A 26,364-nucleotide genomic window follows, 5' to 3' on the forward strand; every position below is an offset into this window, starting at 1 on the left:
TCTATGCAACATTTGGATATCGCTGAATTAGTTCGTTCCGCACTGGAAGTAAGTGGTTGCGATCCTTCACTCATCGGAGGAATAGATAGCCATTCAACAATTGTTCTGGATTTATTTGCATTGCCAAGTATCTGTATCAGCGTCAAGGACGATGATGTATGGATCTGGGCGCAATTGGGTGCTGACAGCATGGTGGTATTACAACAGCGGGCTTATGAAATCTTAATGACCATAATGGAAGGATGCCATTTTGCCCGCGGCGGGCAATTACTACTGGGGGAGCAGAATGGGGAGCTAACGCTTAAAGCCTTAGTGCATCCGGATTTTTTATCTGACGGTGAAAAGTTCTCTACTGCCTTGAATGGGTTTTACAACTATCTGGAAGTTTTTAGTCGGTCGCTAATGAGATGAAAACACCTCGTTTACTGCAATATCTGGCCTACCCACAAAAAATAACCGGCCCAATTATTGAGGCGGAATTGCGCGATGTAGCCATTGGCGAACTGTGTGAAATACGCCGTGGCTGGCACCAAAAACAGGTTGTTGCACGTGCGCAGGTGGTTGGCTTACAGCGGGAACGCACCGTGCTGAGCCTTATCGGCAATGCCCAGGGGCTGAGCCGCGATGTCGTGCTTTATCCCACTGGACGTGCGTTATCGGCGTGGGTGGGATACTCGGTATTAGGCGCGGTGTTGGATCCGACAGGGAAAATCGTTGAGCGTTTTACCCCTGAAGTGGCGCCGATTAGCGAAGAACGCGTTATTGATGTCGCACCGCCTTCTTACGCTTCGCGCGTTGGCGTCCGTGAACCGCTGATTACCGGTGTGCGCGCGATTGACGGGTTATTGACCTGTGGCGTAGGCCAGCGAATGGGCATTTTTGCCTCCGCAGGATGCGGTAAGACCATGCTGATGCATATGCTGATCGAGCAAACGGAGGCGGATGTCTTTGTTATCGGTCTTATCGGTGAACGAGGCCGTGAGGTCACTGAATTCGTGGATATGTTGCGCGCTTCGCATAAGAAAGAAAAATGCGTGCTGGTTTTTGCCACTTCCGATTTCCCCTCGGTCGATCGCTGCAATGCGGCGCAACTGGCGACAACCGTAGCGGAATATTTTCGTGACCAGGGAAAACGGGTCGTGCTTTTTATCGATTCCATGACCCGTTATGCGCGTGCTTTGCGAGACGTGGCACTGGCGTCGGGCGAGCGTCCGGCTCGTCGAGGTTATCCCGCCTCCGTATTCGATAATTTGCCCCGCTTGCTGGAACGCCCCGGGGCGACCAGCGAGGGAAGCATTACTGCCTTTTATACGGTACTGCTGGAAAGCGAGGAAGAGGCGGACCCGATGGCGGATGAAATTCGCTCTATCCTTGACGGTCACCTGTATCTGAGCAGAAAGCTGGCCGGGCAGGGACATTACCCGGCAATCGATGTACTGAAAAGCGTAAGCCGCGTTTTTGGACAAGTCACGACGCCGACACATGCTGAACAGGCATCTGCCGTGCGTAAATTAATGACGCGTCTGGAAGAGCTCCAGCTTTTCATTGATTTGGGAGAATATCGTCCTGGCGAAAATATCGATAACGATCGGGCGATGCAGATGCGGGATAGCCTGAAAGCCTGGTTATGCCAGCCGGTAGCGCAATATTCATCCTTTGATGACACGTTGAGCGGTATGAATGCATTCGCTGACCAGAATTAAAGTATTGCAGCGGCGCTGTACGGTATTTCATTCACAGTGTGAGTCGATATTACTTCGCTATCAGGATGAGGACCGCGGGCTGCAGGCCGAGGAGGAGGCACTCCTTGAACAAATAGCGGGTCTGAAATTGTTATTAGATACGCTGCGTGCAGAAAACAGACAGCTCAGTCGTGAGGAAATTTATACGTTATTACGTAAGCAGTCTATTGTTCGCCGGCAGATAAAAGATTTAGAACTCCAGATTATACAAATTCAGGAAAAACGGAGCGAGCTGGAAAAGAAAAGGGAAGAGTTTCAGAAAAAAAGTAAATATTGGTTGCGCAAAGAAGGGAACTATCAACGCTGGATAATCCGTCAGAAAAGACACTACATCCAGCGAGAGATACAGCAGGAAGAGGCCGAGTCAGAGGAGATAATTTAATGGGCGATGTGTCAGCTGTCAGTTCATCCGGAAACATTTTACTGCCGCAGCAGGATGAGGTCGGCGGTTTATCAGAAGCATTAAAAAAAGCGGTGGAGAAACATAAGACAGAATATTCCGGTGATAAAAAAGATCGCGACTATGGTGATGCTTTCGTAATGCATAAAGAAACGGCTTTACCGGTATTACTGGCGGCATGGCGACATGGCGCGCCAGCGAAATCAGAACATCACAATGGCAACGTTTCTGGTCTGCATCATAACGGAAAAGGCGAACTCAGGATTGCTGAAAAACTGTTGAAAGTCACTGCTGAAAAATCTGTCGGTTTGATCTCTGCGGAGGCCAAAGTAGATAAATCCGCAGCGTTGCTATCGTCTAAAAATAGGCCGTTAGAAAGCGTAAGCGGTAAAAAATTATCTGCTGATTTAAAAGCCGTGGAATCCGCTAGTGAAGTAGCCGATAACGCCACGGGAATCTCTGACGATAATATCAAGGCATTGCCTGGAGATAACAAAGCCATCGCGGGCGAAGGCGTTCGTAAAGAGGGCGCGCCGCTGGCGCGGGATGTCGCACCTGCCCGAATGGCCGCAGCCAACACCGGTAAGCCTGACGATAAAGATCATAAAAAGGTTAAAGATGTTTCTCAGCTTCCGCTGCAACCAACCACTATCGCCGATCTTAGCCAATTAACCGGCGGCGATGAAAAAATGCCTTTAGCGGCGCAATCAAAGCCGATGATGACTATTTTTCCGACTGCCGATGGCGTGAAAGGAGAGGATAGCTCGCTGACTTACCGTTTTCAGCGCTGGGGAAATGACTATTCCGTCAATATTCAGGCGCGGCAAGCAGGGGAGTTTTCGTTAATACCGTCAAATACGCAGGTTGAACATCGTTTGCATGATCAATGGCAAAACGGTAATCCCCAGCGCTGGCACCTGACGCGAGACGATCAACAAAATCCGCAGCAGCAACAGCACAGACAGCAATCTGGCGAGGAGGATGACGCCTGATGTCATTGCGTGTGAGACAGATTGATCGTCGCGAATGGCTATTGGCGCAAACCGCGACAGAATGCCAGCGCCATGGCCGGGAAGCTACGCTGGAATATCCGACGCGACAGGGAATGTGGGTTCGGTTGAGCGATGCAGAAAAACGGTGGTCGGCCTGGATTAAACCTGGGGACTGGCTTGAGCATGTCTCTCCCGCTCTGGCGGGGGCGGCGGTTTCTGCCGGTGCTGAGCACCTGGTCGTTCCCTGGCTTGCTGCAACAGAGCGACCGTTTGAGTTGCCCGTGCCGCATTTGTCCTGTCGGCGTTTATGCGTAGAGAACCCCGTGCCGGGAAGCGCGCTGCCGGAAGGGAAATTGTTGCACATTATGAGCGATCGGGGCGGCCTGTGGTTTGAGCATCTTCCTGAACTGCCTGCAGTCGGGGGCGGCAGGCCGAAAATGCTGCGTTGGCCGTTGCGCTTTGTAATCGGTAGCAGTGATACGCAGCGTTCGTTGCTGGGCCGAATCGGGATCGGAGATGTACTCCTGATTCGTACTTCCCGTGCGGAAGTTTATTGCTACGCGAAAAAGTTAGGTCATTTCAACCGTGTTGAAGGGGGAATTATTGTGGAAACGTTAGATATTCAACATATCGAAGAAGAAAATAATACAACTGAAACTGCAGAAACTCTGCCTGGCTTGAACCAATTGCCCGTCAAACTGGAATTTGTTTTGTATCGTAAGAACGTTACCCTCGCCGAACTCGAAGCCATGGGGCAGCAACAGCTATTATCACTGCCGACCAATGCTGAACTTAACGTTGAAATTATGGCGAATGGTGTTTTGCTGGGTAATGGCGAACTGGTACAGATGAATGACACCTTAGGCGTTGAGATCCATGAATGGCTGAGCGAGTCTGGTAATGGGGAATGATATCTCATTAATTGCCTTACTGGCATTTTCCACCCTGTTGCCATTTATTATTGCGTCAGGAACCTGTTTCGTTAAATTTTCTATTGTATTTGTCATGGTGCGTAACGCCCTGGGATTGCAGCAGATACCTTCAAATATGACGCTTAACGGCGTCGCCTTGCTGCTTTCTATGTTTGTTATGTGGCCCATAATGCATGATGCCTACGTCTATTTTGAGGACGAAGATGTCACCTTTAATGATATTTCGTCATTAAGTAAACACGTTGATGAAGGTCTGGATGGTTATCGCGATTATCTGATCAAATATTCAGATCGCGAGTTAGTTCAGTTTTTTGAAAACGCGCAACTGAAGCGTCAGTATGGAGAAGAGACCGAGACGGTAAAGCGTGACAAAGATGAAATTGAAAAACCATCAATATTTGCGTTATTACCTGCTTATGCGCTGAGCGAAATAAAAAGCGCGTTTAAAATTGGTTTTTATCTCTATTTGCCCTTTGTTGTCGTCGACCTGGTGGTATCCAGCGTGCTACTGGCGCTGGGGATGATGATGATGAGTCCGGTGACGATATCTACACCTATTAAGCTGGTACTTTTTGTCGCGCTTGATGGCTGGACCTTACTGTCTAAGGGATTGATATTACAGTATATGGACATTGCAACATGACATCATTACGAGACGGGATAGTTAAATGGATGATTTAGTGTTTGCAGGTAATAAGGCGCTCTATCTTGTTTTGATCCTGTCAGGGTGGCCGACGATTGTCGCAACGATTATCGGCCTCCTGGTAGGGTTATTCCAGACGGTAACGCAATTACAGGAACAGACGCTGCCTTTTGGCATTAAATTACTTGGCGTGTGTTTGTGCTTGTTTTTACTGTCTGGCTGGTATGGCGAAGTTTTACTCTCTTACGGGCGTCAGGTGATATTCCTGGCGTTGGCTAAGGGGTAAAAAATGTTTTACGCGTTGTACTTTGAAATTCATCACCTGGTTGCGTCTGCGGCGCTAGGGTTTGCTCGCGTGGCGCCGATTTTTTTCTTCCTGCCGTTTTTGAATAGCGGGGTATTAAGCGGCGCGCCGAGAAACGCCATTATCATCCTGGTGGCATTGGGAGTATGGCCGCATGCATTGAACGAGGCGCCGCCGTTTTTATCGGTGGCGATGATCCCGTTAGTTCTGCAAGAAGCGGCGGTAGGCGTCATGCTGGGCTGTCTGCTGTCATGGCCTTTTTGGGTTATGCATGCGCTGGGTTGTATTATCGATAACCAGCGAGGGGCAACGCTAAGTAGCAGTATCGATCCGGCAAACGGTATTGATACCTCGGAAATGGCTAATTTCCTGAATATGTTTGCCGCTGTCGTTTATTTACAAAACGGCGGTCTGGTCACGATGGTTGACGTGTTAAATAAAAGCTATCAGCTATGCGATCCGATGAACGAGTGCACGCCTTCATTACCGCCGCTATTAACGTTTATTAATCAGGTGGCTCAAAACGCCTTGGTTCTGGCCAGTCCGGTGGTATTAGTGCTGTTGCTGTCAGAAGTATTCCTGGGTTTATTGTCGCGCTTTGCTCCGCAAATGAACGCTTTTGCGATTTCACTGACGGTAAAAAGCGGTATTGCCGTTTTAATTATGCTGCTTTATTTCTCTCCGGTACTACCGGACAATGTACTTCGACTCTCTTTCCAGGCCACAGGATTAAGCAGTTGGTTTTACGAGCGAGGGGCGACGCATGTCCTCGAATAAAACAGAAAAACCGACTAAAAAACGGCTGGAAGACTCCGCTAAAAAAGGCCAGTCATTTAAAAGTAAAGATCTCATTATCGCCTGCCTGACGCTGGGAGGAATTGCCTATCTGGTGTCGTATGGCTCATTTAATGAGTTTATGGGGATAATTAAGATCATTATTGCGGATAATTTTGATCAGAGCATGGCTGACTACAGTTTGGCCGTTTTTGGGATAGGGTTAAAATATCTGATTCCATTTATGCTGCTCTGCTTAGTGTGTTCCGCATTACCGGCGTTATTACAGGCCGGTTTTGTGCTGGCGACAGAAGCATTAAAACCTAATTTATCGGCGTTAAACCCGGTAGAAGGGGCGAAAAAACTTTTTAGTATGCGCACGGTTAAAGATACGGTCAAAACCCTACTGTATCTCTCATCCTTTGTGGTGGCCGCCATCATTTGCTGGAAGAAATATAAGGTTGAAATCTTTTCTCAGTTAAATGGCAATATTGTGGATATAGCCGTCATTTGGCGTGAACTTCTCCTCGCGCTGGTATTAACTTGCCTTGCTTGCGCATTGATTGTCTTATTATTGGATGCTATTGCGGAATATTTCCTGACCATGAAAGACATGAAAATGGATAAGGAAGAAGTGAAGCGTGAAATGAAGGAGCAGGAAGGGAACCCAGAGGTTAAATCTAAAAGACGTGAAGTTCATATGGAAATTCTGTCTGAACAGGTGAAATCCGATATTGAAAACTCACGCCTGATTGTTGCCAACCCCACGCATATTACGATCGGGATTTATTTTAAACCCGAACTGATGCCGATTCCGATGATCTCGGTGTATGAAACGAATCAGCGCGCACTGGCCGTCCGCGCCTATGCGGAGAAGGTTGGCGTACCTGTGATCGTCGATATCAAACTGGCGCGCAGTCTTTTCAAAACCCATCGCCGTTATGATCTGGTGAGTCTGGAAGAAATTGATGAAGTTTTACGTCTTCTGGTTTGGCTGGAAGAGGTAGAAAACGCGGGCAAAGACGTTATTCAGCCACAAGAAAACGAGGTACGGCATTGAGCCGCGTAAAGCAGTAGCGATGTATTCATTGGGCGTTTTTTGAATGTTCACTAACCACCGTCAGGGTTTAATAACTGCATCAGATAAACGCAGTCGTTAAGTTCTACAAAGTCGGTGACAGATAACAGGAGTAAGTAATGGATTATCAAAATAATGTCAGCGAAGAACGTGTTGCGGAAATGATTTGGGATGCCGTTAGTGAAGGCGCCACGCTAAAAGACGTTCATGGGATCCCTCAAGATATGATGGATGGTTTATATGCTCATGCTTATGAGTTTTATAACCAGGGACGACTGGATGAAGCTGAGACATTCTTTCGTTTCTTATGCATTTATGATTTTTACAATCCCGATTACACCATGGGACTGGCGGCGGTATGCCAACTGAAAAAACAATTTCAGAAAGCATGTGACCTTTATGCAGTAGCGTTTACGTTACTTAAAAATGATTATCGCCCCGTTTTTTTTACCGGGCAGTGTCAATTATTAATGCGTAAGGCGGCAAAAGCCAGACAGTGTTTTGAACTTGTCAATGAACGTACTGAAGATGAGTCTCTGCGGGCAAAAGCGTTGGTCTATCTGGAGGCGCTAAAAACGGCGGAGACAGAGCAGCACAGTGAACAAGAAAAGGAATAATTATGGTAAATGACGCAAGTAGCATTAGCCGTAGCGGATATACCCAAAATCCGCGCCTCGCTGAGGCGGCTTTTGAGGGCGTTCGTAAGAACACGGACTTTTTAAAAGCGGCGGATAAAGCTTTTAAAGATGTGGTGGCAACGAAAGCGGGCGACCTTAAAGCCGGAACAAAGTCCGGCGAGAGCGCTATTAATACGGTGGGTCTAAAGCCGCCTACGGACGCCGCCCGGGAAAAACTCTCCAGCGAAGGGCAATTGACGTTACTGCTTGGCAAGTTAATGACGCTACTGGGCGATGTTTCGCTGTCTCAACTGGAGTCTCGTCTGGCGGTATGGCAGGCGATGATTGAGTCACAAAAAGAGATGGGGATTCAGGTATCGAAAGAATTCCAGACGGCTCTGGGAGAGGCTCAGGAGGCGACGGATCTCTATGAAGCCAGTATCAAAAAGACGGATACCGCCAAGAGTGTTTATGACGCTGCGGCCAAAAAACTGACGCAGGCGCAAAATAAATTGCAATCGCTGGACCCGGCTGACCCCGGCTATGCACAAGCTGAAGCCGCGGTAGAACAGGCAGGAAAAGAAGCGACAGAGGCGAAAGAGTCATTAGATAAGGCCACGGATGCGGCGGTTAAAGCAGGCACAGACGCCAAAGCGAAAGCCGAGAAAGCGGATAACATTCTGACTAAATTCCAGGGAACGGCTAATGCCGCCTCTCAGAATCAGGTTTCCCAGGGTGAGCAGGATAATCTGTCAAATGTCGCCCGCCTCACTATGCTCATGGCCATGTTTATTGAGATTGTGGGCAAAAATACGGAAGAAAGCCTGCAAAACGATCTTGCGCTTTTCAACGCCTTGCAGGAAGGGCGTCAGGCGGAGATGGAAAAGAAATCGGCTGAATTTCAGGAAGAGACGCGCAAAGCCGAGGAAACGAACCGCATTATGGGATGTATCGGGAAAGTCCTCGGCGCGCTGCTAACCATTGTCAGCGTTGTGGCCGCTGTTTTTACCGGTGGGGCGAGTCTGGCGCTGGCTGCGGTGGGACTTGCGGTAATGGTTGCCGATGAAATTGTGAAGGCGGCGACGGGGGTGTCGTTTATTCAGCAGGCGCTAAACCCGATTATGGAGCATGTGCTGAAGCCGTTAATGGAGCTGATTGGCAAGGCGATTACCAAAGCGCTGGAAGGATTAGGCGTCGATAAGAAAACGGCAGAGATGGCAGGCAGCATTGTTGGTGCGATTGTTGCCGCTATTGCGATGGTAGCGGTCATTGTGGTGGTCGCAGTTGTCGGGAAAGGCGCGGCGGCGAAACTGGGTAACGCGCTGAGCAAAATGATGGGCGAAACGATTAAGAAGTTGGTGCCTAACGTGCTGAAACAGTTGGCGCAAAACGGCAGCAAACTCTTTACCCAGGGGATGCAACGTATTACTAGCGGTCTGGGTAATGTGGGTAGCAAGATGGGCCTGCAAACGAATGCCTTAAGTAAAGAGCTGGTAGGTAATACTCTAAATAAAGTGGCGCTGGGCATGGAAGTCACGAATACCGCAGCCCAGTCAGCCGGTGGTGTTGCCGAGGGCGTATTTATTAAAAATGCCAGCGAGGCGCTTGCTGATTTTATGCTCGCCCGTTTTGCCATGGATCAGATTCAGCAGTGGCTTAAACAATCCGTAGAAATATTTGGTGAAAACCAGAAGGTAACGGCGGAACTGCAAAAAGCCATGTCTTCCGCGGTACAGCAAAATGCGGATGCTTCGCGTTTTATTCTGCGCCAGAGTCGCGCATAAAAACTGCCAAAATAAAGGGAGAAAAATATGTTAATTAGTAATGTGGGAGTAAATCCCGCCGCTTATTTAAATAATCATTCTGTTGAGAATAGTTCACAGACAGCTTCGCAATCCGTTAGCGCTAAAGATATTCTGAATAGTATTGGTATTAGCAGCAGTAAAGTCAGTGACCTGGGGTTGAGTCCTACACTGAGCGCGCCTGCGCCAGGGGTATTAACGCAAACCCCCGGAACGATCACGTCCTTTTTAAAAGCCAGTATTCAAAATACCGACATGAATCAGGATTTGAATGCTCTGGCAAATAATGTCACGACTAAAGCGAATGAGGTTGTGCAAACCCAGTTACGCGAGCAGCAGGCAGAAGTCGGAAAGTTTTTTGATATTAGCGGAATGTCTTCCAGTGCCGTTGCGCTGTTGGCTGCCGCGAATACGTTAATGCTGACGTTGAACCAGGCTGATAGCAAACTGTCTGGTAAGTTGTCATTAGTCAGCTTTGATGCAGCTAAAACGACGGCAAGCTCCATGATGCGCGAAGGGATGAATGCGTTGTCCGGTAGTATTTCCCAGAGCGCGCTTCAGTTGGGGATCACTGGCGTGGGCGCCAAACTGGAATATAAGGGGCTGCAGAATGAAAGAGGCGCGCTTAAACATAATGCCGCGAAGATCGATAAACTGACCACTGAAAGCCACAGTATTAAAAACGTGCTGAACGGGCAGAATAGCGTCAAACTCGGTGCTGAAGGCGTCGATTCTCTGAAATCGTTAAATATGAAGAAAACCGGTACCGATGCGACGAAAAATCTTAATGATGCGACGCTTAAATCTAATGCCGGAACCAGCGCCACGGAAAGTCTGGGTATTAAAGACAGTAATAAACAAATCTCCCCTGAACATCAGGCTATTCTGTCGAAACGTCTTGAGTCTGTCGAATCCGATATTCGTCTTGAGCAGAATACCATGGATATGACCCGAATCGATGCGCGCAAGATGCAGATGACGGGCGATCTGATTATGAAGAACTCGGTCACGGTCGGTGGTATTGCAGGGGCGTCCGGGCAGTACGCCGCTACTCAGGAACGTTCCGAGCAGCAAATTAGCCAGGTGAATAACCGTGTTGCCAGCACCGCATCGGACGAAGCCCGTGAAAGTTCACGTAAATCGACCAGCCTGATTCAGGAAATGCTGAAAACAATGGAGAGCATTAACCAGTCGAAAGCATCCGCACTTGCTGCTATCGCAGGCAATATTCGCGCTTAATCTGAAAGGTCATCTATACGCCATCATGGGTGTGATTTAATCGCGCTCCTGATGGCGAACTGGGGATATTATGCTTAATATTCAAAATTATTCCGCTTCTCCTCATCCGGGGATCGTTGCCGAACGGCCGCAGACTCCCTCGGCGAGCGAGCATGTCGAGGCTGCCGTGGTACCGTCTACCACAGAACATCGCGGCACAGATATCATTTCATTATCGCAGGCGGCTACTAAAATCCAGCAGGCACAGCAGACGCTGCAGTCAACGCCACCGATTTCTGAAGAGAATAATGACGAGCGCACGCTGGCGCGCCAACAGTTGACCAGCAGCCTGAATGCGCTGGCGAAGTCCGGCGTGTCATTATCCGCAGAACAAAATGAGAACCTGCGGAGCGCGTTTTCTGCGCCGACGTCGGCCTTATTTAGCGCTTCGCCTATGGCGCAGCCGAGAACAACCATTTCTGATGCTGAGATTTGGGATATGGTTTCCCAAAATATATCGGCGATAGGTGACAGCTATCTGGGCGTTTATGAAAACGTTGTCGCAGTCTATACCGATTTTTATCAGGCCTTCAGTGATATTCTTTCTAAAATGGGAGGCTGGTTATTACCAGGTAAGGACGGTAATACCGTTAAGCTAGATGTTACCTCACTCAAAAATGATTTAAACAGTTTAGTCAATAAATATAATCAAATAAACAGTAATACCGTTTTATTTCCAGCGCAGTCAGGCAGCGGCGTTAAAGTAGCCACTGAAGCGGAAGCGAGACAGTGGCTCAGTGAATTGAATTTACCGAATAGCTGCCTGAAATCTTATGGATCCGGTTATGTCGTCACCGTTGATCTGACGCCATTACAAAAAATGGTTCAGGATATTGATGGTTTAGGCGCGCCGGGAAAAGACTCAAAACTCGAAATGGATAACGCCAAATATCAAGCCTGGCAGTCGGGTTTTAAAGCGCAGGAAGAAAATCTGAAAACCACATTACAGACGCTGACGCAAAAATATAGCAATGCCAATTCATTATACGACAACCTGGTAAAAGTGCTGAGCAGTACGATAAGTAGCAGCCTGGAAACCGCCAAAAGCTTCCTGCAAGGATAACAGAAGAGGATATTAATAATGGTTACAAGTGTAAGGACTCAGCCCCCCGTCATAATGCCAGGTATGCAGACCGAGATCAAAACGCAGGCCACGAATCTTGCGGCGAATCTTTCCGCAGTCAGAGAAAGTGCCACAACGACGCTGTCAGGGGAAATTAGAGGCCCGCAACTGGAAGATTTTCCCGCGCTGATCAAACAGGCGAGTCTGGATGCGTTGTTTAAATGCGGGAAAGACGCTGAGGCGTTAAAAGAAGTTTTTACCAATTCAAATAATGTCGCCGGTAAGAAAGCGATAATGGAGTTTGCCGGGCTCTTTCGTTCAGCGCTCAACGCCACCAGTGATTCTCCTGCGGCGAAGACGCTACTGATGAAGGTGGGGGCAGAGTATACCGCGCAAATCATAAAAGATGGCCTGAAAGAAAAGTCAGCTTTTGGGCCATGGCTGCCAGAAACAAAGAAAGCGGAAACGAAGCTGGAAAACCTGGAAAAGCAGCTATTAGATATCATCAAAAATAACACTGGCGGTGAATTAAGTAAATTATCGACGAATCTTGTTATGCAGGAGGTGATGCCCTATATTGCCAGCTGCATTGAACATAACTTTGGCTGTACGTTGGATCCGTTAACCCGCAGCAGTCTTACGCAGCTTGTTGACAAAGCGGCGGCGAAGGCGGTTGAGGCGCTTGATATGTGCCACCAAAAATTAACGCAAGAGCAGGGTACCAGCGTAGGACGGGAAGCCCGGCACCTTGAAACGCAAACGTTGATACCCCTGCTGCTACGTAATGTTTTTGCACAAATTCCTGCAGATAAACTGCCTGACCCTAAAATTCCGGAACCTGCGGCTGGACCAGTACCTGATGGTGGGAAAAAAGCAGAACCTACGGGTATTAATATCAATATTAATATTGATAGCAGTAGCCATAGCGTGGATAACAGTAAGCATATTAACAATAGCCGAAGCCATGTCGATAATAGCCAGCGCCATATCGATAATAGCAACCATGATAATAGCCGGAAGACGATTGATAATAGCCGAACATTTATTGATAACAGCCAACGCCATGGCGAGTCACACCATTCGACTAACAGCAGCAACGTAAGTCATAGTCATTCGCGTGTGGATTCGACTACGCATCAAACGGAGACGGCACACAGCGCCAGCACAGGGGCAATTGACCATGGCATCGCGGGTAAAATTGACGTCACGGCTCATGCGACGGCAGAGGCTGTGACCAACTCTTCATCCGAAAGTAAAAATGGAAAGGTGGTCACGTCAGAAAAAGGCACTACGGGTGAAACCCCCTCTTTTGATGAAGTCGATGGCGTAACCAGCAAGAGCATTATCGGCAAGCCGGTACAGGCCACGGTGCACGGCGTTGATGATAATAAACAGCAAAGCCAGACGGCAGAGATTGTGAATGTGAAGCCGCTTGCCAGTCAACTGGCTGGCGTCGAGAATGTTAAAATCGATACCTTACAATCAGACTCGACGGTAATTACAGGTAATAAAGCCGGTACGACCGATAATGATAATAGCCAGACAGATAAGACTGGCCCATTTTCTGGTTTGAAGTTTAAGCAAAATAGTTTCCTCTCAACAGTACCGAGCGTTACGAATATGCATTCAATGCATTTCGACGCCCGTGAGACGTTTTTGGGGGTGATACGTAAAGCCCTGGAGCCGGATGCCTCTACACCGTTTCCTGTACGCAGAGCGTTTGACGGCTTGCGTGCGGAAATATTACCCAATGACACGATAAAGAGTGCAGCGTTGAAAGCGCAATGTAGCGATATTGACAAGCACCCAGAATTGAAAGCGAAAATGGAGACGCTTAAAGAGGTCATTACTCATCATCCACAAAAAGAAAAACTGGCTGAGATTGCACAGCAGTTTGCCAGAGAGGCGGGGCTGACCAGGCTAAAAGGGGAAACTGACTATGTGTTAAGTAATGTGCTGGACGGCCTTATCGGAGACGGTAGCTGGCGAGCTGGCCCGGCTTACGAGTCATACCTGAATAAACCTGGCGTGGATCGGGTTATTACTACCGTTGATGGCTTGCACATGCAGCGTTAATTAACCGGGAAAGATGCGATGAATATGGATATTGAAGCAAGAGTCAAAAAAGTGATTACCTCCTGTATTGCCGTTGATGTTGATAGTATCAATGGTCAGACCCATCTGGTTGAGGATCTTTACGCTGACTCATTGGATTTAATTGATATTGTATTTGGTCTTAGTGAGGAGTTTGACATTAGTTGTAATGAAAACGATCTTCCTGATATGACGACCTTTGCGGATATATGTCGTGTTGTTAAAAAAAGTCTTGAGTCCAGGGTGTAGTATTTTTGTCTCGCTTGACAACAATTGAACAAGATTAATTGTTATGAAAATCATCACACATGTAGTACCCGGTTCAGGTATGGCTGCAATATATGATGATATTGCTGACAGTTCGCGTTTTGTTATTAAAGGCAAGTTACGTCATGTTGAAAATGATCCGAAGGAGCTGCTGATATGTGTTCCGATGCGTAGTGAATGGCTATTCTACTGGATTAAAGGAGAGAAATATTGCGCCCGGCGATGGGCGCGAAAATGCATCAAAACATCATGTAACCAGATTAAATTTGAAGAAGCAATCTTATAAAAGATATAATTCAAGAGGAAAGTAAATTGCAAGCACACCAGGATATTATCGCTAATATTGGTGAGAAATTGGGTTTACCGCTCACTTTTGACGACAACAATCAGTGCTTATTACTACTCGATAGCGATATTTTTACGTCTATTGAAGCTAAAGATGATATCTGGTTATTGAACGGTATGATTATACCGTTATCGCCTGTTTGTGGCGATTCTATCTGGCGGCAGATTATGGTGATTAATGGTGAACTGGCTGCGAATAATGAAGGTACGTTAGCGTATATTGATGCCGCAGAGACGTTGTTGTTTATACATGCAATTACCGATCTGACAAATACTTACCATATTATATCGCAGCTTGAGTCATTTGTGAATCAGCAGGAAGCGCTCAAAAACATACTGCAGGAATATGCTAAAGTATGAGGAGAGAAAATTGAATAATTTAACGTTGTCTTCGTTTTCAAAAGTTGGTGTGTCGAATGATGCCCGACTTTATATTGCTAAGGAAAATACTGATAAGGCATATGTTGCGCCTGAAAAATTTTCGTCAAAAGTATTAACCTGGCTTGGAAAAATGCCGTTATTTAAAAACACTGAAGTGGTGCAAAAACATACGGAAAATATCAGAGTACAGGACCAAAAGATTTTACAGACATTTCTCCATGCACTAACGGAAAAATATGGGGAAACAGCGGTTAATGACGCACTGTTAATGTCCCGTATAAATATGAACAAACCCCTTACCCAACGTTTAGCAGTGCAGATCACGGAGTGTGTAAAAGCTGCTGACGAAGGGGTTATAAACCTTATTAATAGCAAGGATAATGTTGGTGTCAGGAATGCCGCTTTAGTCATAAAAGGCGGCGATACAAAAGTGGCAGAAAAAAATAACGATGTTGGAGCAGAAAGTAAGCAACCTTTACTCGATATCGCGCTAAAGGGACTTAAAAGAACATTACCGCAACTGGAACAAATGGATGGAAATAGCCTGCGAGAAAACTTCCAGGAGATGGCTTCAGGTAACGGCCCGCTGCGTTCATTAATGACGAATTTACAGAATTTAAATAAAATTCCAGAGGCTAAACAACTTAATGATTATGTTACAACGTTAACAAATATTCAGATAGGAGCAGACAGGTTCTCACAATGGGGAACCTGTGGGGGAGTGGTTGAGAGGTGGATTGATAAAGCCTCTACCCATGAATTAACCCAGGCTGTAAAAAAAATTCACGTTATTGCTAAAGAACTGAAAAACGTTACAGCTGAACTTGAGAAAATAAAAGCCGGCGCGCCAATGCCACAGACGATGAGCGGACCGACACTGGGCCTGGCACGGTTTGCGGTCAGCAGCATTCCAATTAATCAGCAAACCCAGGTGAAACTGAGCGATGGAATGCCTGTGCCAGTGAATACGTTAACTTTTGACGGTAAGCCTGTGGCATTAGCCGGTTCGTACCCAAAAAATACGCCGGACGCGCTGGAAGCGCATATGAAAATGCTTCTTGAAAAAGAATGCTCGTGCCTGGTGGTGTTAACGTCGGAAGATCAGATGCAGGCAAAACAATTACCACCCTATTTCAGAGGGAGCTACACCTTTGGCGAGGTGCATACCAACAGCCAAAAAGTGAGCTCAGCCAGTCAGGGAGGTGCGGTAGACCAATACAATATGCATCTGTCCTGCGGAGAAAAGCAGTATACAATCCCGGTATTACATGTCAAAAATTGGCCAGATCACCAGCCGTTACCGTCTACTAATCAGTTAGAATACCTGGCGGATATTGTGAAAAATAGTAACCAAAATGGCGCGCCGGGGCGTAGTTCATCAGATAAGCATTTACCGATGATTCATTGTCTGGGCGGAGTGGGAAGAACCGGAACGATGGCGGCGGCCCTTGTACTTAAGGATAATCCTCATAGTAATCTGGAGCAGGTACGTGCAGATTTCCGGGATTCACGGAACAATAGAATGCTGGAAGACGCCTCACAGTTTGTACAACTAAAAGCAATGCAAGCCCAGTTGCTTATGACGACGGCAAGCTGATAAAAATATAGCTTACTTTTAGAACTATCTGAAAGTAAGCTATTCCTGTCTCATTATTTGTTTACCGCGATAGAAAGTCTTTTGTTTTTCTCTTCTGCTGACATCCCTTTTAATTTTCTGTAATTCTCCCAAACTTTTTTAGCATAACGTTTCCTTATATCCGATCGTTTCGGTGACGTCCCGGCATTATAAGCGCCAACGGCCTCCCAGCTATAACCGTAGATTTTCATCATATCTGATAAAATGGATGCGCCCACAATGACAGAAATGCAGGGATCCTGTAACAACTGTTTTTCACTAATCCCCATTTTTTTCAGCCTTTTCATATGGAAGCTGTTAATTTGCATCAGGCCAAGATCGGTTGAACCATCTCGGTTATGACCAATGGCGCCAGGTTTCATCGCTGATTCCTGCTGGGCGATAGCGTAAAGTAGCTCGGATTCAATATTGAACATTTTTTCAGCCTGAAGCCAGCAATCAGCCCATGCTGTATTTATGCTAAGCAACCAGATTACGATGATAAAAAAATAATGCATATCTCCTCTCTCAGATTTTACCGTAATTTAATCAAGCGGGGATCCTGTTTCCATCTTTTGAACCAAATATTGTCTTCGTTTTTAAATTTATTCCACATTTTCTCGGCAATAGCTTCGCCGTGGGCAACCAGCACTAACGGTAATAATCCCGGATTATTATCAATACGCTGTTCGCTTTCCAGAAACTCTCTTATCGTCGGTAAGGCACGCTCACTATTCTGACAGTATTCAGCATAAAGAAGATTAACAGCAATAAGCCCTGTTATTTCCTGCGTGGATATTTCTTTAGTTAATTTTCGTGCCAGTTCATGTTTACCTTTAAGCGAAAGAAACATAACCTGCATACTTAATAATATTGGATTATCCTGCAAATGTTGTGAGCGTAATTCATCGCCTAAACGTATAGCATCATCAATACCGGTATGATAATAGGTAATCCACAGCTTAGTGATCCCTGCGGCTGCGCGCGTTGGGTCCAATTTTAAACACTCGTTAATCGTTTGTAAGGCCTCCTCCAACTGACCAGCCATGAAAAGATTCCAGCCATAATAATATTTAATATCTGCAGAGATGGGCGAAAGTAAGTTAGCTTGTTTGAATAGCAAACTCCCGACGATGTATTCTGAATGAATCGTATTAATTAGCCCCAGTAATCCTAAAGCTTGTGGATTATTGTGGTCCAGCTCTGTCGCCTTAATCGCATGTTCTTTAGCTTTGATCATGGCATTTTGTTTATCAAAAATCCCCATTTGCGCCATGCTGAGGTAGCATTCTGCCAGCGCACAGTAAGGCGCAATGCTGTTTGGCGACATGTTAACGCATTGAGTCAGCAATTTAAGCGCTTGCTGTAAGCTATAGGGGGTGTATTGATTTAACTCATGCTTACCGCGTAAGTAAACCATAGTACTGTCAATCGAATTTAGCTCGCTAATCTGCTTTGTGTCCCAGCGAAGTCCGGGAATACATCTGAGCAAAAGATTCGCAATTTTGTTTTGCAAGAGAGAAGCGGGTTGGTGTTCTATCAACTTAATGCTTTCCTGGTGCAGCAGGTGATAACCTTTAACCCGAACTATCTCGATCTGTACAATGTTATCATTACCATCGGGTATCATCTGCCCGGAGATATAATAATCGGGGCGTAATTGATCCATGAGCTCGAGAATATCCTTAACACTACGGCAGTTCTTCGTAATGGTCACCGGCAGCACGCTCAGGCCAAAGGGCGCATACTGCGATAATCCCTTCACGATAGAGTAATGCAGACTCTCGGATTGAACCTGATCCTGCATCTGAAAAGGAAGTATCGCCAATGTATGAGTCGTAGGTTGCGGCGCTGGCGGAGACACCACTACGACCGGACGATTAAACCGATAGCCCTGTCCGTACAGTGTTTCAATGTAACGATGCTCTTTATCTTCCGACAGAATACGTCGTAAGGCATAAATACAGCGGGTAAGAGATTCTTCGTTAACTTCCGCGTCGCCCCATACCTGGTCCAGTAAGGTGTTTTTACTCACAATCTCGCCGGCGGCTTCGAGCAGGATGACCAGAACGGCATATTCTTTTGGCGGAATATTGACTTTCTTTTCTGAGCGTAGCAGGGAGCCGTCCATGTTGAGTATGAAATCATCAAAGACGAATTTTTTATTCGATACAGGAACAGGATTAAAATGTGGCATGATAATAGTGTATTCTCTTACAGGGTGAAAAGTTATAATAGCTAATACAAGTCGTTAGGATAGAATCTACTGTTTCAGTAATTCTGCTGTTAGTACTAACGGTCAGGTTGAGCTTTTATTATGAGCTTAATGTCATATTGTACGGGCTCGGGTTTATATGTTTTTAACATTTGATTATTTAGCTTATGCCTGTGCTTTAAATAACTGACATGTTGGTAATAATATTGTTATAACTAACCGTGATTATCGAATGGACGCTGTCGTATATCCTGGAGCAGAGAGTCAGCGCCGGGCATCTAAATATTTACATATTTAACTTGGCCTCATTGCAATAGAGATTAGTTTTGTAGCTATCTTACTGCATTTTTTGGGGGTGTAAATGCTGCTTATTATATCTTCATGGTTAATGGTCTGATAATTACACCATCAGAACCATTTTTCTCGAAGATTTCCACTAAATGACCATTCGTTGGAAGTTTAAGAGTGTAATTTGTCTTAGGTGTCAAAATATAAATGAAAGACTGTTTTTAATGGTGCGCTTATTTTTATATTTTTTTGCAAAATAATGATATCGTCTTTTCTTTACTCCTTTCAGCTATAGCGTCAAAAAGGCAGGGGGGTTATGAGCAGTATCATCCTCAGGCTGGCCCCCAGGCATTATATCGATATCAGGATGAAGAGAAGAGGTATACCTGGCAGAAAGCTAACAAGCGTGACTGTTTCGGTGTAGACCGTTCAGGCAAATAGTTCTCAGAGGGAACGGATGATGTATAAATATGAATAAAATGCCGGCCTTAATCCACAGGGTTAAAGCCGGAAGGAGATAGTGTCATCTGGACGGATTCTTACGCTGTGAATAAGGCAATATCGGTTTACCAGTCATCATAGCGATGACAAGTTCACAAAAATCGTGTTATATAATCAGCCTTACTTTAAATTACCAGAGATATCAGTATAAGCTGTCTTCCGGACAGAACAATGATATTAAATAGCCTCCCATCCTGATATAGCGTGTTAATGCGCAGTCTGAATTTTAAATTATTACAATTTTAATAAAAATCTTTACTTGAGTGACAGATACAAAAAATGTTAATGGTTCGCCATTTTTATGAATGTCGATGGCGTAGTTTTAAAATATTTTTTGAAACATTGAATGAAGTAGGACGTGCTGTCATAACCACATTTTAATGCTACAGCATTAACATTATGGTTGCCTATGCGTAAAAGTTTTGCTGCCTGATTCATTCTTGCCGATAAGTAGATGTCGCTAAAACTGGTACCTTCTTCTGCAAGTTTCCGTTTGAGCGTTGACGTACTCATAAATATATGATCGGCAACATCCGTAAGCTTCCACTGTCTACTGGGTGACGAAGATATAATGTTGTAAACGCGCTCCTTTAACGTTATCTGAGCCGAGCTAAGGATGATCTCATAACTCTCCGGGAGTCGGAGAAAAGCAGTAAGCAGGAACAGCAGAAAATAAGGAATTAACTCTTCATTTTCAATACAACTCTTGTTGTTACAGTTACTGCAACCTTTGCTTGTATCCTTCGTACAGGAGAACGCCGTTTTCAGATGTTCAAATACCTCTCTTCTGGCAGGAAAGTCAGGCGTATAGAAGATTTTCTGCGCTTTCTCTGTGGGTACCGCCATTTTGGTTTGCTGCTCGTTTGGGATAAGTGCATAGAGAGCGCCAAGTCGTTGCGTCGGTATCTCGAGTATATCGAAATCCATGTGGCCATTGACCTCTTCAAGCGTCACGTTAACTACCTGCTCTTTTTTGAGCACCAACATCCCAGGTTCGTCACAGTAAATCGTATCGTGATTATTGCTAATCGTCAGTTTACCGCTCCGAAAGCAAACTAAAGTGAAACTGCTTACATAAAGATTTTTGATGGTAACCTGCTGAGTCTGACTTTTAATTTGCTGCCGGGTATTTGTCAAAAGTGATTTTAATTTCTGTAAGTTATCTGCGGCAGGACGCTGATGACTATTACTTACAAAGGTTACATTTTCCATATTATCCCTTTGTTGATGTTATTTTAATGTTCCTTACTGGTATCCTACTGAAAAAATCTGAGTTGTAAATGCTCTTTATTAGCGTGTGTTGGCAATGGTCTGATTGTTACACCAAAAGAACCCAAATTTGGGTAATTTATCTACAGTAGTTTAAGCCCCAATGGGGATGATGGTTCTTTTAATATGTGTTGAGACGCATTATACAGAATAAATTGATTTTATTTCTCACTTTTCATTCTATTTTCATCAGGAATCCCTGTGTCCTGTGCGGTAATCTGCTGCTATCGAGAACGACAGACATCGCTAACAGTATATATGGAAATATCAAAAGAGAAGACGATAACAAGCCCTGGGCCATACATAGTTCGATTACTTAACAGCTCACTGAACGGCTGTGAGTTTCCATTGCTGACAGGCCGAACACTCTTTGTGGTAGGTCAGAGTGATGCGCTCACTGCTTCAGGCCAACTCCCTGATATACCTGCCGATAGCTTTTTTATCCCGCTGGACCATGGCGGAGTAAATTTTGAAATCCAGGTGGATACGGATGCGACCGAAATTATACTCCATGAGCTGAAAGAAGGAAATTCTGAATCTCGTTCGGTGCAATTAAATACGCCAATACAGGTCGGTGAATTGCTTATCCTGATTCGCCCGGAAAGCGAGCCGTGGGTGCCCGAGCAGCCTGAGAAGTTAGAAACGTCTGCAAAAAAGAACGAGCCGCGTTTTAAAAACGGAATTGTAGCAGCACTGGCCGGGTTTTTTATATTGGGAATTGGGACGGTGGGGACGTTATGGATACTTAACTCGCCGCAGCGGCAGGCCGCAGAGCTCGATTCGTTATTGGGGCAGGAGAAGGAGCGCTTTCAGGTGTTGCCAGGACGGGACAAAATGCTCTATGTCGCTGCGCAAAATGAAAGAGATACGCTGTGGGCTCGTCAGGTTTTAGCGAGGGGCGATTATGATAAAAATGCGCGAGTGATTAACGAAAACGAAGAAAATAAGCGTATCTCTACCTGGCTGGATACCTATTATCCTCAGCTGGCTTATTATCGGCTTCATTTCGATGAGCCGCGTAAACCCGTTTTCTGGCTAAGCCGCCAGCGAAACACGATGAGCAAGAAAGAGCTCGAGGTGTTAAGTCAAAAGCTGAGAGCGCTAATGCCTTACGCGGATTCGGTTAACATCACGTTGATGGACGATGTTACCGCCGCAGGCCAGGCGGAAGCGGGGCTAAAACAGCAGGCGTTACCTTATTCCCGCAGGAATCATAAGGGGGGCGTAACGTTTGTTATTCAGGGGGCGCTCGATGATGTAGAAATACTCAGAGCCCGTCAATTTGTCGATAGCTATTACCGCACATGGGGAGGACGCTATGTGCAGTTTGCGATCGAATTAAAAGATGACTGGCTCAAGGGGCGCTCATTTCAGTACGGGGCGGAAGGTTATATCAAAATGAGCCCAGGCCATTGGTATTTCCCAAGCCCACTTTAATTTAACGCAAATAAGGAAGTCATTATGGCAACACCTTGGTCAGGCTATCTGGATGACGTCTCAGCAAAATTTGATACGGGCGTTCAGGATCTACAAACGCAGGTAACAGATGCGCTGGATAAATTAGCAGCAAAACCCTCCGATCCGGCGCTACTGGCGGCGTATCAGAGTAAGCTTTCGGAATATAACTTGTACCGTAACGCGCAATCGAACACGGTAAAAGTCTTTAAGGATATTGATGCTGCCATTATTCAGAACTTCCGTTAATCAGTTATAAGGTGGATTATGTCGATTGCAACTATTGTCCCTGAGAATGCCGTTATAGGGCAGGCGGTCAATATCAGGTCTATGGAAACGGACATTGTCTCGCTGGATGACCGGCTACTCCAGGCTTTTTCTGGTTCGGCGATTGCCACGGCTGTGGATAAACAGACGATTACCAACAGGATTGAGGACCCTAATCTGGTGACGGATCCTAAAGAGCTGGCTATTTCGCAAGAGATGATTTCAGATTATAACCTGTATGTTTCTATGGTAAGTACCCTTACTCGTAAAGGAGTCGGGGCTGTTGAAACGCTATTACGCTCATGATTCGTCGATATCTATATACCTTTCTGCTGGTAATGACCCTTGCCGGCTGTAAGGATAAGGATCTTTTAAAAGGACTGGACCAGGAACAGGCTAATGAGGTCATTGCCGTTCTGCAAATGCACAATATAGAGGCGAATAAAATTGATAGCGGAAAATTGGGCTATAGCATTACTGTTGCTGAGCCTGATTTTACCGCTGCGGTGTACTGGATTAAAACTTATCAGCTTCCTCCCCGGCCACGGGTGGAAATAGCGCAGATGTTCCCGGCGGATTCGCTGGTATCGTCTCCGCGAGCTGAAAAGGCCAGGTTATATTCGGCTATTGAACAGCGACTGGAACAGTCATTACAGACGATGGAGGGCGTGCTCTCCGCCAGGGTCCATATTAGTTATGATATTGATGCTGGTGAAAATGGCCGCCCGCCAAAACCTGTCCATCTGTCGGCATTAGCCGTATATGAACGAGGTTCGCCGCTTGCGCATCAGATCAGCGATATCAAGCGTTTCTTAAAGAATAGTTTTGCCGATGTGGATTATGACAACATTTCTGTTGTGTTGTCAGAACGTTCTGATGCCCAATTACAGGCTCCCGGCACACCAGTAAAACGTAATTCTTTTGCAACCAGTTGGATTGTGTTGATTATTTTGTTATCCGTGATGTCAGCAGGCTTTGGCGTCTGGTATTACAAAAACCATTATGCCCGCAATAAGAAAGGCATAACGGCTGATGATAAGGCGAAATCGTCAAATGAATAGGCAGCCATTACCCATTATCTGGCAAAGAATCATTTTTGATCCGTTATCGTATATCCATCCTCAGCGGTTGCAGATAGCGCCGGAAATGATTGTCAGACCCGCCGCCAGGGCGGCGGCAAATGAGTTAATACTGGCGGCATGGCGGCTTAAGAACGGAGAAAAGGAGTGTATTCAAAACTCACTGACGCAGCTGTGGCTGCGTCAGTGGCGCCGACTGCCGCAGGTAGCGTATTTACTCGGTTGCCATAAACTGAGAGCCGATCTGGCAAGGCAGGGAGCCTTGCTTGGCCTGCCGGATTGGGCGCAAGCATTTTTGGCAATGCATCAGGGAACAAGTTTATCTGTCTGCAATAAGGCGCCGAATCACCAGTTTTTACTTAGCGTCGGGTATGCACAGTTAAATGCCCTGAATGAATTTTTACCTGAATCTTTAGCACAGCGTTTTCCTTTGCTTTTTCCTCCATTTATTGAGGAGGCATCGAAGCAGGATGCTGTAGAAATGTCAATTTTGCTACTGGCCTTACAATATGCTCAAAAATATCCCAATTCCGTCCCCGCTTTCGCCTGTTGAGGGGATACTGATAAAGCGTAAAACGCTGGAACGTTATTTCTCTATTGAAAGATTAGAACAGCAGGCGCATCAACGGGCTAAGCGTATTTTGCGAGAGGCGGAAGAAGAGGCAAAGACCTTGCGGATGTACGCCTATCAGGAAGGTTACGAGCAGGGAATGATAGACGCGTTACAGCAGGTCGCCGCTTATCTTACTGATAATCAGACAATGGCCTGGAAGTGGATGGAAAAAATACAGATTTATGCCCGCGAGTTATTTTCAGCTGCGGTCGACCATCCCGAAACGCTTTTAACCGTCCTGGATGAGTGGCTGAGGGATTTCGATAAGCCGGAGGGGCAACTTTTTTTAACACTGCCAGTTAATGCGAAAAAAGATCACCAAAAACTGATGGTGTTGCTTATGGAGAACTGGCCAGGCACTTTTAATCTTAAATATCATCAGGAACAGCGCTTTATCATGAGTTGCGGCGATCAGATCGCAGAATTTTCACCTGAACAATTTGTTGAAACGGCAGTAGGCGTCATTAAGCATCATCTTGATGAACTTCCACAAGACTGCCGGACAATTTCTGATAACGCCATTAACGCACTTATTGATGAATGGAAGACAAAAACGCAAGCATTGTAAAATGGAGGTTATAAGGTGATACCGGGTACGATTCCGACTTCTTATTTGGTCCCGACAGCGGATACTGAAGCGACGGGTGTGGTTTCGTTGAGTGCCAGGGCCGCTATGCTGAATAATGTGGATAGCGCGCCTTTAAGCAATGGCGGCGACGTTGATCTTTATGATGCATTCTACCAACGACTTTTGGCGCTTCCTGAGTCAGCCTCTTCTGAAACGCTTAAAGATAGCATTTATCAGGAGATGAATGCCTTCAAAGATCCTAAAAGTGGTGATTCGGCTTTTGTTTCTTTTGAGCAGCAAACGGCTATGCTACAAAACATGTTAGCAAAAGTTGAACCGGGCACCCATTTATATGAGGCTTTAAACGGGGTATTAGTTGGTACAATGAATGCACAGTCACAAATGACCTCCTGGATGCAGGAGATTATTTTATCGGGCGGGGAAAACAAAGAGGCAATTGACTGGTGAACCCCCCATTGCTGGCGATTTGTGATAAGGTATGGTGTATATATTAGCAAATAATGCAGAAAATGCACCATGCCAGTGTATCTATCTTATTGATGTATATGGATTATTAAGGTATCTGCCAGGCGTTTTATTCTGAAATGATTATATTAATATTGTAAGCTTCCATTACAAAATTGTGCATAAAGTTTGTAAGAGTATCTTTTTGTGACGAAATGAACGCGCGTTGGAATGTAATTATTGGCTATAATAATAAAAAAATCGGATTTAAATCATCTCTGTGAGTTTTAATTATTTGTTTATAAGAATATAACGATTTTGAGTTCCTTATAGCACACAGGATAAAATATGGTATTGCCTTCAATGAATAAATCAGTTGAGGCCATTAGCAATAATCACCTTCAACAGCCGAACAAATTTCCATTAATAAATGGATTAGCTGACGTAAGAGACTATTATGTCGCAAACTGCTTATTATTTAAACTTAATAAAGGCAGTTTGCGAATTGAAAACGAATTTGGGGAGTTCATCGAACAATCTGCGCCGTGTTTATTTTTATTGGAAAAAGATCAAACAATCACTCTTAGTATGAGCGAAATAGAAGGGCATATTGATTTTTCTTCACTGGAAGTTTCCTATGACTTAATGCAAAAATTCTACAAAGTTTTTTACAGTACAAGAAACTATAATGATCGAGAGCTATCATTAAAAACGAAACCAAAGTATTTTTTTCATGCGGACTTGTTGCCAGGGATGAGTGATACTTTTGACTCTATTTTGCATGGTGTGGCATGTCCACGGGTTTGTAGTAATGTGAGTATTGATGATCATGATTATTCATATTTCTCATTGATGTATCTTATATCGGCATTTGTACGTAAGCCCGGTGGGTTTGATTTCCTTGAGCGAGCAATAAAAATTACGACAAAAGAGAAAGTTTATAACATTATTATCAGCGATCTCACCCGCAAATGGTCACAGGCTGAGGTGGCAGGAAAGCTGTTTATGAGCGTATCAAGTCTGAAGCGAAAACTGGCCGCTGAAGAGGTGAGTTTTAGCAAAATATATCTGGATGCTCGTATGAATCAGGCTATAAAATTATTACGTATGGGGGCTGGAAATATTTCACAAGTCGCGACGATGTGTGGCTATGATACGCCTTCTTATTTTATCGCTATTTTTAAACGGCATTTTAAGATTACACCGCTTAGCTTTATGCGTACGATGAACCATTGATTTGTGAAATTATTTTAAACGTTACTATCTGTTTGCGTTACAGATACCAAATATTTTTTTAATCGTAGTGTATATTTCAGT

The 26,364-nt window shown here is 45.4% G+C and carries 29 protein-coding genes; 26 read left to right on the plus strand and 3 right to left on the minus strand.

The annotated features are described in order from the left end of the window. Positions 1-3 precede the first annotated feature (3 nt). From spaK to sptP, 18 genes are all read left to right on the plus strand, one after another. A complete protein-coding gene (gene spaK / locus NBA72_RS04685; protein ID WP_001164066.1) occupies positions 4-411 on the plus strand; it encodes an SPI-1 type III secretion system chaperone SpaK in 408 nt (135 codons plus the stop codon). Beyond that, the gene (invC, locus tag NBA72_RS04690; RefSeq protein WP_000856766.1) at positions 408-1,703 is read left to right on the plus strand and encodes a SctN family type III secretion system ATPase InvC; all 1,296 of its coding nucleotides are present in this window, start codon (positions 408-410) and stop codon (positions 1,701-1,703) included. The genes spaK and invC overlap by 4 nt, the downstream gene beginning before the upstream one ends. Next, positions 1,681-2,124 carry an SPI-1 type III secretion system protein SpaM gene (spaM, locus tag NBA72_RS04695; protein ID WP_001747512.1) on the plus strand — a complete coding sequence of 148 codons (444 nt, stop codon included), beginning with the start codon at positions 1,681-1,683 and terminating at the stop codon, positions 2,122-2,124. Before invC ends, spaM begins: the two co-directional genes overlap by 23 nt. Continuing rightward, a complete protein-coding gene (gene spaN / locus NBA72_RS04700; RefSeq protein ID WP_023137851.1) occupies positions 2,124-3,134 on the plus strand; it encodes an SPI-1 type III secretion system protein SpaN in 1,011 nt (336 codons plus the stop codon). The genes spaM and spaN overlap by 1 nt, the downstream gene beginning before the upstream one ends. Continuing rightward, the gene (gene spaO, locus NBA72_RS04705; RefSeq protein WP_000058734.1) at positions 3,134-4,045 is read left to right on the plus strand and encodes an SPI-1 type III secretion system protein SpaO; all 912 of its coding nucleotides are present in this window, start codon (positions 3,134-3,136) and stop codon (positions 4,043-4,045) included. The genes spaN and spaO overlap by 1 nt, the downstream gene beginning before the upstream one ends. After that, entirely contained in the window at positions 4,035-4,709 is a 675-nt protein-coding gene (gene spaP, locus NBA72_RS04710) for an SPI-1 type III secretion system export apparatus protein SpaP (protein WP_000526016.1), read from the plus strand. The genes spaO and spaP overlap by 11 nt, the downstream gene beginning before the upstream one ends. 25 nt (positions 4,710-4,734) lie before the next feature. Beyond that, on the plus strand, positions 4,735-4,995 hold the full coding sequence (gene spaQ, locus NBA72_RS04715; RefSeq protein WP_000342503.1) for an SPI-1 type III secretion system export apparatus protein SpaQ: 261 nt from the start codon (positions 4,735-4,737) through the stop codon (positions 4,993-4,995). Between the two features lie 3 nt (positions 4,996-4,998). Further along, positions 4,999-5,790 (plus strand): SPI-1 type III secretion system export apparatus protein SpaR, encoded by a 792-nt coding sequence (gene spaR / locus NBA72_RS04720; RefSeq protein ID WP_000498965.1) that lies wholly within the window; start codon positions 4,999-5,001, stop codon positions 5,788-5,790. After that, positions 5,777-6,847, plus strand: coding sequence for an SPI-1 type III secretion system export apparatus protein SpaS (gene spaS / locus NBA72_RS04725; RefSeq protein WP_000097717.1), 1,071 nt, complete (start codon positions 5,777-5,779; stop codon positions 6,845-6,847). Before spaR ends, spaS begins: the two co-directional genes overlap by 14 nt. 137 nt (positions 6,848-6,984) lie before the next feature. Then, complete coding sequence (gene sicA / locus NBA72_RS04730) at positions 6,985-7,482, plus strand: SycD/LcrH family type III secretion system chaperone SicA (RefSeq protein ID WP_000386309.1); 498 nt, start codon at positions 6,985-6,987, stop codon at positions 7,480-7,482. Positions 7,483-7,484: 2 nt separating this feature from the next. Further along, the gene (sipB, locus tag NBA72_RS04735) at positions 7,485-9,266 is read left to right on the plus strand and encodes an SPI-1 type III secretion system needle tip complex protein SipB (protein ID WP_042948881.1); all 1,782 of its coding nucleotides are present in this window, start codon (positions 7,485-7,487) and stop codon (positions 9,264-9,266) included. Positions 9,267-9,293: 27 nt separating this feature from the next. Beyond that, on the plus strand, positions 9,294-10,523 hold the full coding sequence (gene sipC / locus NBA72_RS04740; protein WP_000909028.1) for an SPI-1 type III secretion system needle tip complex protein SipC: 1,230 nt from the start codon (positions 9,294-9,296) through the stop codon (positions 10,521-10,523). Positions 10,524-10,593: 70 nt separating this feature from the next. Continuing rightward, positions 10,594-11,625, plus strand: coding sequence for an SPI-1 type III secretion system needle tip complex protein SipD (sipD, locus tag NBA72_RS04745; RefSeq protein WP_023202619.1), 1,032 nt, complete (start codon positions 10,594-10,596; stop codon positions 11,623-11,625). A gap of 18 nt (positions 11,626-11,643) precedes the next feature. Continuing rightward, on the plus strand, positions 11,644-13,701 hold the full coding sequence (sipA, locus tag NBA72_RS04750) for an SPI-1 type III secretion system effector SipA (protein WP_042948882.1): 2,058 nt from the start codon (positions 11,644-11,646) through the stop codon (positions 13,699-13,701). A gap of 18 nt (positions 13,702-13,719) precedes the next feature. Beyond that, the gene (locus tag NBA72_RS04755; RefSeq protein WP_001055579.1) at positions 13,720-13,968 is read left to right on the plus strand and encodes an acyl carrier protein; all 249 of its coding nucleotides are present in this window, start codon (positions 13,720-13,722) and stop codon (positions 13,966-13,968) included. Positions 13,969-14,011: 43 nt separating this feature from the next. Then, positions 14,012-14,272 carry a hypothetical protein gene (locus NBA72_RS04760; protein WP_000692252.1) on the plus strand — a complete coding sequence of 87 codons (261 nt, stop codon included), beginning with the start codon at positions 14,012-14,014 and terminating at the stop codon, positions 14,270-14,272. 26 nt (positions 14,273-14,298) lie between these two features. Next, on the plus strand, positions 14,299-14,691 hold the full coding sequence (sicP, locus tag NBA72_RS04765) for a chaperone SicP (protein ID WP_001147851.1): 393 nt from the start codon (positions 14,299-14,301) through the stop codon (positions 14,689-14,691). Then, complete coding sequence (gene sptP / locus NBA72_RS04770; protein WP_042948883.1) at positions 14,678-16,309, plus strand: SPI-1 type III secretion system effector GTPase-activating protein SptP; 1,632 nt, start codon at positions 14,678-14,680, stop codon at positions 16,307-16,309. Before sicP ends, sptP begins: the two co-directional genes overlap by 14 nt. A 53-nt stretch (positions 16,310-16,362) precedes the next feature. Here sptP and iagB read toward each other — a convergent pair whose 3' ends face one another. From iagB to hilD, 3 genes are all read right to left on the minus strand, one after another. After that, positions 16,363-16,845, minus strand: a complete 483-nt coding sequence (gene iagB / locus NBA72_RS04775; RefSeq protein ID WP_023138963.1) for an SPI-1 type III secretion system invasion protein IagB — start codon at positions 16,843-16,845, stop codon at positions 16,363-16,365. Between the two features lie 17 nt (positions 16,846-16,862). Beyond that, positions 16,863-18,524, minus strand: a complete 1,662-nt coding sequence (gene hilA, locus NBA72_RS04780) for a transcriptional regulator HilA (protein ID WP_001120085.1) — start codon at positions 18,522-18,524, stop codon at positions 16,863-16,865. A 1,089-nt stretch (positions 18,525-19,613) separates the two neighbouring features. Next, positions 19,614-20,543 (minus strand): transcriptional regulator HilD, encoded by a 930-nt coding sequence (hilD, locus tag NBA72_RS04785; protein WP_000432699.1) that lies wholly within the window; start codon positions 20,541-20,543, stop codon positions 19,614-19,616. Between the two features lie 315 nt (positions 20,544-20,858). Here hilD and prgH point away from each other — a divergent pair, with 315 nt between their 5' ends. The 8 genes from prgH (at position 20,859) to hilC (ending at position 26,283) form a co-directional block, all read left to right on the plus strand. Then, the gene (prgH, locus tag NBA72_RS04790) at positions 20,859-22,037 is read left to right on the plus strand and encodes a type III secretion system inner membrane ring protein PrgH (protein ID WP_042948884.1); all 1,179 of its coding nucleotides are present in this window, start codon (positions 20,859-20,861) and stop codon (positions 22,035-22,037) included. A gap of 24 nt (positions 22,038-22,061) precedes the next feature. Next, positions 22,062-22,304, plus strand: coding sequence for a type III secretion system needle filament protein PrgI (gene prgI / locus NBA72_RS04795; protein ID WP_000235229.1), 243 nt, complete (start codon positions 22,062-22,064; stop codon positions 22,302-22,304). A gap of 18 nt (positions 22,305-22,322) precedes the next feature. After that, positions 22,323-22,628: a type III secretion system inner rod protein PrgJ gene (prgJ, locus tag NBA72_RS04800; RefSeq protein ID WP_000020431.1), complete on the plus strand. Its 306-nt coding sequence runs from the start codon at positions 22,323-22,325 to the stop codon at positions 22,626-22,628. Then, the gene (gene prgK / locus NBA72_RS04805; protein WP_000621238.1) at positions 22,625-23,383 is read left to right on the plus strand and encodes a type III secretion system inner membrane ring lipoprotein PrgK; all 759 of its coding nucleotides are present in this window, start codon (positions 22,625-22,627) and stop codon (positions 23,381-23,383) included. The genes prgJ and prgK overlap by 4 nt, the downstream gene beginning before the upstream one ends. After that, positions 23,355-23,954, plus strand: a complete 600-nt coding sequence (gene orgA, locus NBA72_RS04810; protein ID WP_077907222.1) for an oxygen-regulated invasion protein OrgA — start codon at positions 23,355-23,357, stop codon at positions 23,952-23,954. Before prgK ends, orgA begins: the two co-directional genes overlap by 29 nt. Next, complete coding sequence (gene orgB, locus NBA72_RS04815) at positions 23,911-24,582, plus strand: type III secretion system linker protein OrgB (protein ID WP_000916655.1); 672 nt, start codon at positions 23,911-23,913, stop codon at positions 24,580-24,582. Before orgA ends, orgB begins: the two co-directional genes overlap by 44 nt. Positions 24,583-24,597: 15 nt before the next feature. Next, positions 24,598-25,050 carry a type III secretion system effector protein OrgC gene (locus NBA72_RS04820; protein ID WP_000612177.1) on the plus strand — a complete coding sequence of 151 codons (453 nt, stop codon included), beginning with the start codon at positions 24,598-24,600 and terminating at the stop codon, positions 25,048-25,050. 345 nt (positions 25,051-25,395) lie between these two features. Beyond that, positions 25,396-26,283 (plus strand): invasion transcriptional regulator HilC, encoded by an 888-nt coding sequence (hilC, locus tag NBA72_RS04825; RefSeq protein ID WP_000243998.1) that lies wholly within the window; start codon positions 25,396-25,398, stop codon positions 26,281-26,283. Positions 26,284-26,364 lie beyond the last annotated feature (81 nt).

The sequence above is a fragment of the Salmonella sp. NW1250 genome (assembly GCF_051812965.1).
Classification (GTDB): Bacteria; Pseudomonadota; Gammaproteobacteria; order Enterobacterales; family Enterobacteriaceae; genus Salmonella; species Salmonella enterica.